The sequence below is a fragment of the Planotetraspora thailandica genome, assembly GCF_016863335.1.
In the GTDB taxonomy this organism is placed as follows: domain Bacteria; phylum Actinomycetota; class Actinomycetes; order Streptosporangiales; family Streptosporangiaceae; genus Planotetraspora; species Planotetraspora thailandica.
Genome location: NZ_BOOR01000038.1, coordinates 109,162 through 122,250 on the forward strand (window position 1 = coordinate 109,162; position 13,089 = coordinate 122,250).

Below are 13,089 nucleotides of genomic sequence, written 5' to 3' on the forward strand. Positions count from 1 at the left end.
ACGCCGGGCTCAGGCCGGGACGGTGAGCTTCACGCCGAGGACCGGGATGTCCACCTCACCCTGCGCGTCGGTGTACCAGCGCCAGTGGGCGCCGTCGACCTCGCCGCACACGAGACCCGTCCAGCCGGCGCCGCCGGGGCCGCACAACGCGGCCAGTTCGGCGGCCTCACGCTCGGTGGGTGTGCCCGCCATGACGACCAGGCCCTTGACCGGGCGGCGTGAGGCCGCCCCGCGCACGGTGCCATACCGGTGCTCGACGGCGGGGGCGGTCTCCTCCACGCGGACGACCTGCTGGAGGCCGGGGGGCACGGTGAGGGGCGGGGCGCCGTCCGTGCCGCGTAGGACGGTCACCGGGGTGTACGGCCGGCTGCGCTCCACCTCCGCGAGCAGGTTCTGCACTGCCTCGCGGGCCACGGTGTGGTCGCCGGTCACGCTCAGCACGCCGTCGAGGCGGCTGAGGTCCACGAAGACGGGCTGGCCGTCGGCGTCGGCGCCCGCACGCACCAGGCAGGCCTCGGCGGCCGAGTTCCCGGCCGCTCCGCCGGTGCCCGGCCCTGCGGCGCCGGCCCGGCCGGTCTGACGGCGCCAGCGTGTGGTGTCGAGGCTCGTCCAGGGGGCGTCCATGGCGTCCGACGGCGACAACCACACCGTCACGCCCGCGTCGTCGACGCGCAGCGCGTGCACCGGCTTCTCCCGCCGCCGGTCGGCGGCCGAGAACTCGTCGAGGGTGCCGTACGCCCGCCGTACGGAGTCCGCGTCGGCGGCGAAGCGCTTGCTCAGCGACCGCCTGGCCTCGATCCCGCGCCTGCGCCTGCCGGGGTCGCTCAGCGTGCGGATGAGGCGGGACACGGCGGCGAACGCCCTGCGCGTCCGCTGCCGGGCCATGATGCCCGCCGTCACAAGTGCCAGGACCAGCGCGCCGAGCACCGCGACGGCGGCGGGCAGAGGAATGGTCAGGGCGTCGGTCCAGGTGGTCGCGCGGGCAGCCGACCCGTTCTCGTTTCCGGAATCCCTGGCCAGCTGCACGCCGGGGCCGGAGGCGTCCGGCGGCAGCCGCAGGATCCAGCCCGGGTGGAGCTGCTCGGACGGGTCGTTCAGCGCTCCGCCGTCCCGCTGGGCTCGCCCGCGGTTGAGCTGGAAGATCTCCCCGGCCCTTCCGGGGTCGCTCAGTGTCGCGGCGGCTATGGACTGGAGGGTGTCGGTCCCGGGGTCGTTCACCACGAACACCTTGACGAGACCGTCACCGTCTGCGGCGCTCGCGGACGCGTTCACGCCCAGCGCCGCCCAGAAGACGCACAGCAGGACGACGACCGCTCGCAGCACCGTCCGCGCTGTGCGGCGCGCCGTCCAGGTCGTCGGCCGGTGCAGCGGCATGGCGCTGAAGCCGTTGTTCATCTTCTCCACCCGTGTCTGCGGTGCGCGCCGGATCGCGGCTTGTCGCTGCGGTCTCCGGCGCCTCTCACACCTCTACACGGCACGGGCCCGTAAAGGGTTCGAAAAAGATCTGCGGTGGGGAGAGGCGCCGGGACGTGAGCCGGCTTCCGAGGTGGTCGCGGGGATCGCCGGACGGGTTTCGGAGACGCGGCCGGTCAGACGACCCGTTCGAGCAGCGGGAAGTCGTCGCGCGGGCGAGGGACCGCGAAATCGCGGGACTCGTCGCCGACGATGCGGGTGATGTCGATCGACCCGGGGTCTCCCTCGCTCGCTCCGGGCACCTGGGAGTGACCGAAGTGGCCTCCCCTGGCCCAGAGCCGGGTGTTGCGCTCGGACACGAGGGACTCGGGGAACGGCCGAGGAGGTCCGGCAGGCCACAGGCGGGGCACGTCCCAGGAGTCGAGCCACGACAGGATGTCGTCGAGGCGGTCGAGCTTGGTGTCGGTGAACGGCTCATGCGCCGAGCCGATCACCCGGATCTGCACGCATACCCGCCCGTTGTTGCCCCGGTCGCCGGGGAGGCCGCCGGCGGCCCGCATGACCGGGAGGAGCTGGGAGATCTCCCCGGTCACCGGATTCCACACCAGGTGGGGCGGGCGTTTGAGCTGGATGAGGCGCTGGGCTACCGACCGCGCGGATATTCCGTGCGGATCGGCGGGCCAGATGAACCAGACAGTCCGGGGAGCTCCACCGGCCATCGGCCCGGAGTCCTCGGAGGAGGGAATTCGGATGGCGCCGGGAAGCCATGCTTGGGCCACAATTGCCCCCTCAAATCCTCGGTCGCGACGTTTCTCCCCTTTCGCGCTTGGGCTGACACCTCGAAACCCAGGATTGTTACCGGCGGGAAGCCCCGGCGCGTACGGCATCGCCGCTGGTGGTGCCCATGGTGGCCATGCGCTTGGTGAGACGCGCCGGGGCGCCCCGAGGGGCCGTTCGGGCGCCCCGGCGGATCGCATCAGGCGCCCGACGGGTCGGGAGACGGGGTCGCGGGCGGGTCGTCCGAGGGCTCGCCGGCGCCCGTGCCGGTCCACGAGAGGCGGCAGGACGGGTTGCCCGCCGCGGACCGGAACGAGACGACGCCGTTGCCCGGCCGGGACGGGTCGGCGACCGTCACCGTGATCCGGCCCGCCGCGCCCGCCTTGAGCTTGCCTCGCTTCGGCGTGACCGTCAGCCCCTGGCCCACCGTCGCGGACCATTCCACGGCGGCGTTGCGGGCGGCCAGGGTGATTGCGCCACCGGTCGCCGCCCCGAGGCCGCCGGGGCAGTTCATGTCGAGCTCCGCCTGTGACAGAGGTCGCGCCGGGGTCCGCGAGAACGACGGCGTGGGCCGTGGGGAGGCCGTCCGGGTGGGCGTCCCGCTCGCACTCGGCGGCGGAGCGGAGCGCGAGGGCGACGGCGTGGGCTCAGTCGGGCCGTCGGACGCCTCCGGCTCCGGGAGGTCGTCGCCGACGTCGGGCGCGGTCGTGAGCACCTCCTGCGGCGCGGGCGGCGGATTCATCGCCTCCAGGCGGCGCTGCGGCGCCTGGGTGTAGACCAGGGTGGCCGCGCCGGCCCCGCCGAACACCACGACCGCGGCCAGCAGCACCGGGGTGGTGCGGCGGCGCTTGCGGGAACCGCGACGCCTCCTGGCGCCGCTGCTCCGCGACTCCGTCCCGCCGGCGGGGAAGCCCCTGCGGTCGACGCGGCCGGCCTGCTCGACGACGGCCGCGCGCGTGTGCTCCCGTTCGGGGTCGGTGCACGTCGCGATCACCTGGCGGCGCAGCGACAGCCGGGGGTAGGCGACCGGGAGCATCGCGAGCAGAGATTCGGCGGAGACGTGCCGTTCGCGCCCCTCCTTGCAGACCTTGCATCCGCTGATGTGCCTGCTCAGCCTCCTGCGCAGCGACGGGCTGAGCGGGCCGTCCTGCCAGGAGGCGCCCACGCCGGAGTCGACGAGGGCCGACAGGTCGGGGCAGTGGGCCCGGCCGACGCGGGCCAGGACGATCGCGGCGGCGGCGTTCTCCAGTTGGTCGCGGGCACGGGTGATGCGCCCGGCGGCCTGCCGGGAGGTGACGCCCAGCACCGCGCCGACCTCCGCGGAGGACAGGCCGTGCCGTACGGACAGGTGGAGGGCCTGGCGCTCGTCGCGCCCGAGTTCGGCGAGGGACTCGCGGACGAGGTCGGCGAGCAGCGGATCGGCGGGCTCCTCGCCGAGGATCGGCGCGGACGTGCCGTGCGGCGGGGTGCGCCCGCCCGTCGAGCAGCGCGCCCGGGTCAGCGCGTACAGCCAGGCGCGCAGCCGGGTGGGCTCCTTCAGCAGGTCCACCCGCGCGTGCGCGACGACCAGGCTGTCGTGGACGGCGTCCGCGGCGAGATCCTGGTCGTGCACAAGCGAATGGGCGTAGTCGTTCAGCCGGTCGGCATAGGCGTCGTAGAGACCGGCGGGAGCATGTGGGTCCCCGCGCCGGAGCGCTTCCAGAATTCGATGATCGTCGGTGCGGCCGACGTCCGGCCATCCGGGCAACAGATGTTCCTCCCCGCGTGACGGAAACCAGATCCAAGCCAGTCCCCACACGAGAGATGACGCCGTTCCGACGGCCTTCGTTTACTGATCCGTAGGCCATGCTCACTAGGCATGACCTGCGAAAACTGTGGTCTGAGCGAGTGCTGCGGCAAAAGTGAACGCCGGGTCCCAATGGGGCCCGGCGTCAACTCAAGTCGTGCGGTTACTTCTGGGTCCCCCCGCAGTTGGGCGCGCAGAGGCGGCGCGCGATGCCCTGCAGGAAGATCTTGCGGATCTCCAGCACGTTCTGCGGGAAGTACGCGGCGCCGCCGGTGGCCGTGGCGATCGCCTTCATCTGCGTCCGGTTCTCGTCCTTCGTGGTGTTGAACGAGATGATCAGGATGCTGATCGGCTTCTTGGGGTTGTAGGCCTGCTTGAGCCGCTGCAGGATGCCCGCGTTGGAGATGCCGCCGTTCGGGTCGTCGTTCCCGACGCCGTCGGTGAACAGGATGATCGTGTTGACCTTGTCGGGCTCATAGCTCTTCGACATGTTCTGGTAGGCCGCCCAGAGCGTGTCGTTGAGGCCGGTGTTGCCGGTGGGGATCGCCTTGGTCTGCTGCAGAGCCTGCTGGATGACGTCGCGCCGGGTCACGCCGTTGATCTGCTGGGCGAGCGGGCCGATCGGCACGATCTGCTTCCAGTCGACGCCCTTGCCGCGGAGGTTGTCGGAGAACGCCCAGATGCCGAGCTCGGCCTTGTCGGGGAAGAGCTTGAGGCCTTCGATGCCGACGCCGGAGATGGCCTGCATCCGGGTGACGCCCGACTTGTCGGCGGGCAGGGCCATGGTGCCCGAGATGTCGATCAACGCGAGGATCTTGGTGCCGAGCTTGATCTGCTGCCAGGCCTGCGCCAGCTTGGTGATGCTCGCCGCGTCGGGGATCGGCAGTTCCTTGGGCTTCTTCGGATTGACGCCGTAGTCGGCCTTGAGTCTGCCGCCGGCCTTGCCGTCCGGCGCGCGGAAGCCGTACGCCTGGACGACCTGCCGGCCCGCGGCCGAGGTCACCTGCGCCGAGAACGCCTCCGCGGCCTTGCGGAGCTGCTCGTCCTTGGCGGTGACGATGATCGGGTAGTCGAGGCTGACCGTGCCCTCCGCCGGATAGAGCGCGACGGCGGGGTTGGCCGGGGACTTCCCGGTGTTGAACGCCCAGACCGCCTGCTCGGAGGAGATGCCCACAGGGATGCGCGTCGCGGTCTTGGTGAGCGTCGCGAACAGGCTGTCCGGGCTCGGCACGGTCGACTCCGACAGCTGGCGAAGCACGCCGACGAGGGTGTCCTCACTGCCGCCGGCGGCCTTCAGCACGCCCGCGCCCGCAAGGAGGGCGCTGAGCCCGGCGGCGTTCTGCGTGGGGTCGAGCGCGAGCACGCGGACCTTCTTGGCCAGGCCGTCGGGGTTGGCGGCGTTGGCGGCGCTCATGAGCCCGGTCCAGCTCGCCGGGCTGAAGGCCGCTTTCAGCTTCGTGGCGCCCGCCTTGGACGCGGTGAGCACCACGGGGGAGTCGGCCGCATGGCCCGCCGGCTTCAGCGACGGGCCGCCCGCCTTGGCCGTCCCCGCCAGCCAGAGGCTGGAGTCGGGGATCCACAGGGCGGGGTCCACCTTCGTGGTGGTGGGGCCGCTGCCCGCCATCGTGTTGGCGACGTCGGAGGAGTCGGCCGCGGTGACCGTGACGGCCACGCACTTGCCGTCGACCCGCAGGTTCTTCGCGTCCTTGGCGATCTTCTCGACGGCCGGCTGGATGTCCGGCGAGGCGACGACCGGTAACGCGACCTTGGCGCCCCCGCTGTCGCAGCTCGGGTTCTTGTTGAAGACGACGTAGGCGCCGACACCGCAGAGGACGGCGAAGGCCGCCGCGCCCGCGAGGGGGGCGAAGACCCTGCCGCGGCTGGCGCGCCGACGGGGTGGCGGTTCGTTGTGTGGTTCGAATCCGCCATCGAGTTCGTCTGTGCGGTGCCGTCCCATGTGGTCCTCTTTGGAGTCGACTGGCTCCCGAGGGTACGCACCTCGGCGAGACCATTTAGGGAGATTCTGCGTAATGCTTACGGCACGATACTGGCTATGCCATCCATGGCAAAACGCTGATCATGGTGCAGCGATTACGAAAAGTCATACCAAACGGGCACTTTGTAAGCCATCTTGCGATACATCTTGACCCCGAAGAAACGCGATGTATCGTGATGCGTAAAGCGCGGGGGTGGCGATGATCGTGAACGGCGGCATCGGCGACATCGGTGGCCGGAACGGCACGGCGGACCACGCGGCCGTCGCCGTCGACGGCGGTCCTCTCGCGGCGTGCCGGCGGCGGCCGGGCGACCTCGTCCTCATCGAGTTCGCCGAGCCCGGGTGCACCCCCGAAGTCAGGCAGGAGCTACGCACCCTCACGTGCCTGCGGGACGTCGTGCTCTCGGGGCGGTACGCCCGGGCGTGGACCGATCCCGGGGGTGGGGCGGCGCTGGTCCGGGCCCTGCGCGCGATCGACCTCGACCTCGCGGTCGTGACCTTTCAGTGGCAGCAGGAACCGCCGTTCCACGCCTTCCACCCTCCCCGTACGGCCACGCCCGCCAACCCGGCGGCGACGGCCGGGTCGAACCACCACCAGCCGGCGGCGCCGGTGGCCAGCCCCACCAGGACGGCGGCGGCCGTCGCGGCGCAGAGCAGGTTCTGGGTTCCCTCTCCCGTCGTCGCCGCCGAGCCCAGCCTGGCCCCGAGTCGGCGTTTGGCCGCCCCGAGCAGTGGCATGCTCACCAAGCTGATCGTCGTCACGGCGAACCCGAGCACGGTGGGCGCGGCCCTGTGACCCTGGGCCAGGTCGTAGGCCACGTGCAGCAGCAGGTACGGCGCGAGCAGCCAGAAGCTGATCGCCACCGCCTTGGTCGCCGTCGCCTCCGCGGACGCCGAGCCGAGCCGTACACCGGTGAAGCGCCACACGACGATCAGGCTGGCCAGGGCCTCCACGAGTGAGGACAGGCCCCACCCGATCAGCGCGACGGAATCCGCCGACAGACCGGCCCACAGGCCGAGCGTGCTTTCCGCGCCGAGCCAGACGAGCGTCGCGAGTGACAGGGTGCGGGCCAGCCGCGCGTCCTTGAGCCAGGGCTCCGTGCGGACGCCGGCGTGGACGTGGCCGTGATCCATGAGGGGGCTCGTGTGCGTTCGCCGGTCAGGCACCTGTCCCCCGATCATGCGGGCCGATATGGCGTTGAGCACTGTATCGGTCACCCAGGGTGACGTTCGGGGAGGTCGGCAAAGACCGGGCAACGGTCGCGCAAGCCGTACCCTTGGCGCGTGGTCATCCCGGTCGAAGACGCCGCCGATCCCCGTCTGGCGGACTACACGCGCCTGCGCGACGTCGACCTGCGCAAGAGCATGGAGGGCGCGCAGGGGCTGTTCGTCGCCGAAGGCGAGAAGGTCATCAGGCGTGCCGTGGGGGCCGGGCACCCGGTGCGCTCGGTGCTGACGACGGCCAAGTGGCTCGGCCAGCTGGCGGACGTGACCCGCGACGTCACCGTCTATCTGGTGTCCGACGAGGTCATGGAGGGCGTGACCGGCTTCCAGGTGCATCGGGGGGCGCTGGCCTCCATGGAGCGCCTGCCCCTTCCGCCCGTACCCGAGGTGCTGGCGGGCAAGGACAGCCGCACGGGGCCGCCACGCAGGATCGTGGTCCTGGAGGATCTGGTCGACCACGGCAACGTCGGGGCCATCTTCCGCTGCGCCGCCGCCCTGGGCGTCGACGCGATCGTGTTGTCGCCCCGCTGCGCCGACCCGCTGTACCGCCGGTCGGTGAAGGTGTCGATGGGTGCGGTGTTCGCGATCCCGTACGCCCGCATGACCGACTGGCACGACGGCCTGGCGGAGATCCGCGCGGCGGGCTTCCAGTTGCTGGCTCTGACTCCTGATCGCCATGCGACGGCGTTGGGCGACGCGCCCCTGAAGGAGCGCGTCGCCCTCATGCTCGGCTCCGAGGGCGACGGCCTGTCGTCCCACTGGCTGCACGAGGCCGATCTGCCGGTGCGCATCCCGATGAGCGAAACGGCCATGGACCTCGGGGTCGACTCGCTCAACGTCGTGGCCGCCGCCGCGATCGCCTGCCACAGCCTGGTGGCCCGGGGTTAGACGGCGGCCGCCGCCTTCACCTGGGCGCCGGCCCAGCTGAGCAGCCTGCGCGCGGAGGTGAAGCGGGCCGTGTCGCCCTTGTCGCCGAGGACGACCCCGACGATCGTGTGCCCGTTCTTCACCTGGGCGAAGGCCAGGCAGTAACCGGCCTTGGCCGTGTAGCCGGTCTTCAGCCCGATCGCGCCTTCGCCGAGCAACTTGTTGGTGTTGGTCCAGGTGTGCTTGCGGTGGACCTTGGTCGCCGCGACCGTGCGCCTGCCGGTCTTGACGATCGTGGCCAGCGTGGGGTTCTTCAGCACGGCCCGCGCCAGCGTCACCTGGTCGCGCGCCGTCGAGTACGACACGGTCGAGGTGAGGCCGTCCGCGTTGGCGTAGCGGGTGTCCTTCAGCCCGAGTTTCTTGGCGGCGTCGTTCATCCTGGCGACGAACTTCGTCTTGCCCGAGCCGTACTTCGTGGCGAGGGCGCTCGCGGCGTCGGCCGCCGAGGGAAGCAGGAGGGCGTAGAGAAGGTCGCGCACGTAGAACTTCTCACCCGCCTTGAAGCCGCCGCCGGTCGCGCCGTGAGAGGCGGCCCACTGGATGTCGGCCTTGGTGATCGTGACGACGTCGGTCAGCTTGGCCCGCTGAAGCACGACGTAGGCCGTCATGAGCTTGGTGACGCTGGCGATCTGCACGCGACTCGTCGACGACTTCGCCGTCAGCGCCTTGCCCGTGGTGGCGTCGACCACGTACGCGCGCTTGGCCGTGATCGAGGGCGCCGCCGCGGCGGCCGCCGCGGACGTGGCGACGGGGATCGATGTGGAGGAGGAGAGCGCCGCCGGGGGCGGCGCCGTAAGCGATGCCGTCGCCGTGAGCGGCGGCGGGGCTGTGAGCGACGGCGGGGCCGCCGCGGTGGCCGTTCCCACGAAACTCGTCGCGAGAAAGGCGGCCGTCAGCGCGCCGATGAGCCTGATTCGCATTTCGACATGATCGCATGAAAGATCGGCCGTGAATGCGTTTATAAAAGGGCGCTATAAACGAAAAAATCAGGACGTTGTGGTGCTGGGAGTTCTTTTTCCGCGACGACGCCAAATGACGAACCCGGCGGTCACGGCTGCGACGACGACGAGCACGCCGAGGCCGAGCAGGGGTGAGGAGGCGACCAGGCTCACCCACGTCCCGATGAGCGAATAAAGGCCGAAGGACGTGACCGGAACCCACGTCAGGCAGCCCAGCGCGCTGGCCACCAGATACCACCGGTAGTCGACCCGCAACGCGCCCGCCACCCACGGCAGCGTGTGGCGCAGCCCGGGAATCCAGAAACAGCCGTAGACGGCCAGGGCTCCCCACCTGCGAACGATCGCCTCGACCCGGAGGATGCGCTCCTTGCCGATCTTCTCGCCCAGCCGGGAACGGTAGATCGCGTCGCCGAGCTTGTGGCCCAGCCAGTAGTACACCTGGAACGCGCCGAACAGGGCCACCGCGCCCACGGCGACGACGAGCCACAATGGCAGGCCGAAGATCGAGGCCCCCAGGGGGTCGGGGACATGCACGGGCCACCACCGCCCTTCCTGAGGTCAGGGTCACCTTACCTCTCGGTGCGGCGGCGCCCGCAAGACGTCGTCACGAAGATCGACCGTCGCCTCCGAGCCGGCAGGCAGGGTCACGGCGTGGAACCGAGCGCCTTCCTGGCGTCCTCGATCCAGCGCGCCACCCCCACCCGCTCCGCGACCACGAGCGCCTTCTCGTGATGCTCGCGGGCGGGCAGGCCGAGCCGTACGGCGAGATCGCCGAGTGTCCTGGCCACCGGCCACAGGGCGACCACGCCCGTCCCCGCGCCGCCGATGCGGTCGCGGAACGGCACGAGCTTGTCGTAGGCCTCACGCATCCGGCCCTCGTCGCCGAGCAGCATGCCCGCCAGGGCCCTCCAGATGAGGGCGAGCTCGTAGAGGAAGTCCGTGCGGACGGGCTCCTGACCAGCGGCGATCACCAGCGCGTCCTTCATGTGGCCCGCCGATGCGAGGGCGACGGCATAGGCGTCGGGCGTCCACTTGGCGCCGCGCTGGTGCGCCTCGGCCAGCGGCTCGACCATCTCGGCCGCGCGCCCGTCGACCAGGTGCAGGCAGAACGTCGCGATCAGCGGCAGGTCCTGACGGCCCTCCAGCATGCCCGCCCTGGCCGTCAGCCTGGCGGCGGTGCGGTAGGCGCGCTCGGCCCCGGCGTAGTCGCCGCTGATCACCAGGCGTTGTCCCGCGTACCACGCGCCGACGGCGGCGGGCGCCGTCAGGTCGTAGCGCCGCCCCAGCAACTCGGCCTGCGCGAGGTGCTCGTCGGCCTCGGCGAAGTCGCCCCGCGCCGCCGCGCACTCCAGCAGCACCAGGTGGGCCAGGGCCAGTACGGCGACCTGCCCGGACGCCGCGCCCACCCGCAGCAACTCCCGGCCGATGGCCTCCCGTTCGTCCACCTGGGTGAGCGTGTAGGACTGGCGCAGCCGCCCGCTGAGCGCCATGGCCAGCAGCGCGGGGTCGCCGCTGGAGCGGGCCAGCTCCTCGGCCTCCAGCGAGGCCTGGTAGCCGCGTTCGGTGGCCGACCCCTCGAGTTCGAGCGCGAGGGTGGCCAGCAGGCTCGCCCGCAGTGAGCGCTCGCCCGCCGGCAGCTCGACCAGCGCCTTCTCCGTGACGTCGACGATCTCCCAGGCGGTGCGGCTGAAGTCGCGGGCGATGCCCTTGTGCGGCACGGCGAGCGCGGCGGCGACGCGCGCGGTCAGCGCCATGTCGCCGAGGGGGAGGGCGACGTCCATGGCCTGCCGCCGCTGGGCGCGCGCCGCGCTCATGTCGCCGCACAGGGCCAGCGCCCTGATGTGCCTGAGCTGAAGCTCCAGGCGTTCGCGTACGGGGCCGTTCCCCGCGTGCGCACGGTCGAGGGCGGCGATGGCCTGCTGCCAGAGCGAGGCCGCCTCCCGGTGCGCGAAACGCCGTTCCGCCTGCTCGGCGGCGAGCCCCGCATACCGTACGGCTTTCGCCGCGGTCTCGGCCGTGCCCGCCGCGTCGTAATGGTGGGCCAGCGCCGCCACGTCGCCGGGGGCGCGCCGCTCGACCGCCGCGGCCACCGCCGCGTGCAGGCGCGAACGGCGAAGCCGTGAGGCGTCCGAATACAGGGTGTCCCTGACGAGGTCGTGGTCGAAGCGCAGCAGGCCGGTTCCGGGCTCGGTGACCAGGCCGGCGAGCAGGGCCGCCTCGACGGCGTCCACCACCGCGTCCTCGTCGCCCGACACGTCGATCAGCACGTCGACGTCGACGTCACGGCCGATGACCGCCGCCTGGAGAAGCACCTGCTGGGCGCGCTCGGGCAGCCGCGCGATCCGCCTGCGCAGCACGTCGCGCACCCCGGAGGGCACCTCGGAGATGTCGGCCTCCGCCTCGAACAGGCGGACCGTCTCCTTCACGAAGAAGGGGTTGCCGCCCGCCCGCTCGACGATCGTGCTGACGACCTCGTCCTCGACCTCGCGTACGCAGGTGGCGCGGACCAGTTCGGCCACCGCGTCGTCGCCGAGCCCTTCCAGGCCCACTCTGACGGGGCCGAGCCGGGCGAGCGCGGCGAGCACGTCCTGCTGCGGGTCGGTCAGCTCTCCGTCGCGGCAGGTCACGACGAGCAGCACCCGGCTCGCCGCCAGGAGGCTCGGCAGCGCGCGCAGCAGCGCGAGCGTCTGGTCGTCGGCCCAGTGCAGGTCTTCCACGAGGATCAGCAGGGGAGCCTCGCGCGCGACGGCCGACAGGTAGCCGCCGACCGCGCGGTGCAGCCGGAAGCCGCCCGACGCCTCGTCGGCGCCGGTGTCGGGCGCCGTGTCGTCGAGCAGCGGGGCCAGCAGATCGGCGTACTCGCCCGCGCCGCTGCGCGAGACGAGCGAGCGCAGCACCTCGACCCATGCCCAGCCCGGGGGAGTGGCGGTGCTGTCCGGGCAGCCGCCCGCCGTGGCGATCCAGCCCTCGTTCTCCAGCCGTTCGCAGAACCGGCGGACCAGGGTGGTCTTGCCCGCGCCCGGATCCCCGCCGACGACCGCGACGGTGAACCTCCCCGCGGCGGCGCGCGGCACCGCCGACCACAGCGCGACGAGTTCGGCCTCGCGCCCCACGAACGGCTCAGGCTCCAGCGGAGCGGGGGCCTTGCCCTCCAGGGGCCGGGGCGGCCAGGTCGAGCCGATCTCGACGGGCCTGCGCGCCGCGGGGACGAGGTCGAGCGCGGGATCCTGCGCGAGGATGCCCGCCTCCAGCCTGCGCAGTGCGGGGCCGGGGTCGATCCCGAGCTCGTCGGACAGGATCGTGCGCGCCCGCCGGATCGCGGCCAGCGCGTCGCCCTGCCGTCCGCACCGGTAGAGCCCCAGCGCGAGCAGCCGCCAGCCCTCCTCGCGCAGCGCGTGCTCGGCGGTCAGCGCCTCCAGGTCGGGCACGGTCTCGGCGTGCAGGCCGAGGCGAATGCCGGCGTCGGCGTGCCGTTCCCTGGCGACGACCCGCAGTTCGCTGAGCCGCGCCACCTCGGCCTCCGCCCAGGGCGGGTCGTCGAACCCCGAGTACGGCGTGCCCTGCCAGAGCGCGAGAGCCGACTCCAGCCTGGCCCGCGCCGACTGGGGATCGTCGTCGAGCCGTTCCCCGGCCGCGCGCACGGTCGCCTCGAAACGGAGCGCGTCGACCTGCTCAGGGGCGGCCCGCAGGGCGTAGCCGGAGGCCACCGTCACCAGCAGGCGGTTGGGTCCGCCACGCGGGCGGTCGGGTTCGAGCACCCGGCGAAGGCGGGAGATGTAGACCTGGAGGCCCGACTGTGCGCCCTTGGCGGCGTCGTCGTCCCACAGGTCGAACAACAACGTGCCGACGGGCACGACCTGTCCCCGGGCCACCAGCAACCGGGCAAGCACGGCACGCTGCCGCAGACCGCCGAGATCGATGCGCCCGGCCCCGTCGTCCGCTTCGACCGGGCCGAGAACCCGGAACGCCACCGAGCTCATCGGGCGTCCGCTACTGATAGACGATGC

9 protein-coding genes are annotated in these 13,089 nt (G+C 72.1%); 1 reads left to right on the forward strand and 8 read right to left on the reverse strand.

The features are described from left to right. Window positions 1-9: 9 nt before the first annotated feature. The 5 genes from Pth03_RS25350 to Pth03_RS25370 form a co-directional block, all read right to left on the reverse strand. A complete protein-coding gene (locus Pth03_RS25350) occupies window positions 10-1,395 on the reverse strand; it encodes a hypothetical protein (RefSeq protein WP_203946881.1) in 1,386 nt (461 codons plus the stop codon). 194 nt (window positions 1,396-1,589) lie between these two features. Then, complete coding sequence (locus tag Pth03_RS25355) at window positions 1,590-2,192, reverse strand: hypothetical protein (protein WP_203946882.1); 603 nt, start codon at window positions 2,190-2,192, stop codon at window positions 1,590-1,592. A 197-nt stretch (window positions 2,193-2,389) separates the two neighbouring features. Next, window positions 2,390-3,937: an RNA polymerase sigma factor gene (locus Pth03_RS25360; protein WP_203946883.1), complete on the reverse strand. Its 1,548-nt coding sequence runs from the start codon at window positions 3,935-3,937 to the stop codon at window positions 2,390-2,392. A gap of 202 nt (window positions 3,938-4,139) precedes the next feature. Next, entirely contained in the window at window positions 4,140-5,933 is a 1,794-nt protein-coding gene (locus Pth03_RS25365; RefSeq protein ID WP_203946884.1) for a substrate-binding and VWA domain-containing protein, read from the reverse strand. Window positions 5,934-6,473: 540 nt separating this feature from the next. Then, on the reverse strand, window positions 6,474-7,190 hold the full coding sequence (locus Pth03_RS25370; protein ID WP_239119346.1) for a cation diffusion facilitator family transporter: 717 nt from the start codon (window positions 7,188-7,190) through the stop codon (window positions 6,474-6,476). A gap of 66 nt (window positions 7,191-7,256) precedes the next feature. Between Pth03_RS25370 and Pth03_RS25375 the strand changes: the two genes are divergently transcribed. Further along, a complete protein-coding gene (locus Pth03_RS25375) occupies window positions 7,257-8,084 on the forward strand; it encodes a TrmH family RNA methyltransferase (RefSeq protein ID WP_239119347.1) in 828 nt (275 codons plus the stop codon). Here the strand turns inward: Pth03_RS25375 and Pth03_RS25380 are convergent. From Pth03_RS25380 to Pth03_RS25390, 3 genes are all read right to left on the reverse strand, one after another. Further along, entirely contained in the window at window positions 8,081-9,043 is a 963-nt protein-coding gene (locus tag Pth03_RS25380) for a D-alanyl-D-alanine carboxypeptidase family protein (protein WP_203946885.1), read from the reverse strand. The two genes, Pth03_RS25375 and Pth03_RS25380, sit on opposite strands and share 4 nt — an antisense overlap. A gap of 66 nt (window positions 9,044-9,109) precedes the next feature. After that, complete coding sequence (locus Pth03_RS25385; protein WP_203946886.1) at window positions 9,110-9,616, reverse strand: DedA family protein; 507 nt, start codon at window positions 9,614-9,616, stop codon at window positions 9,110-9,112. Between the two features lie 110 nt (window positions 9,617-9,726). After that, complete coding sequence (locus Pth03_RS25390; RefSeq protein WP_203946887.1) at window positions 9,727-13,062, reverse strand: ATP-binding protein; 3,336 nt, start codon at window positions 13,060-13,062, stop codon at window positions 9,727-9,729. Window positions 13,063-13,089 lie beyond the last annotated feature (27 nt).

What these genes read in the sequence shown, in the direction of transcription:
- Pth03_RS25350 (WP_203946881.1), bottom strand. Translation starts at nt 1,395, where the DNA reads ATGAACAACGGCTTCAGCGCCATGCCGCTGCACCGGCCGACGACCTGG.
- Pth03_RS25365 (WP_203946884.1), bottom strand. Translation starts at nt 5,933, where the DNA reads ATGGGACGGCACCGCACAGACGAACTCGATGGCGGATTCGAACCACAC.
- Pth03_RS25380 (WP_203946885.1), bottom strand. Translation starts at nt 9,043, where the DNA reads ATGCGAATCAGGCTCATCGGCGCGCTGACGGCCGCCTTTCTCGCGACG.
- Pth03_RS25390 (WP_203946887.1), bottom strand. Translation starts at nt 13,062, where the DNA reads ATGAGCTCGGTGGCGTTCCGGGTTCTCGGCCCGGTCGAAGCGGACGAC.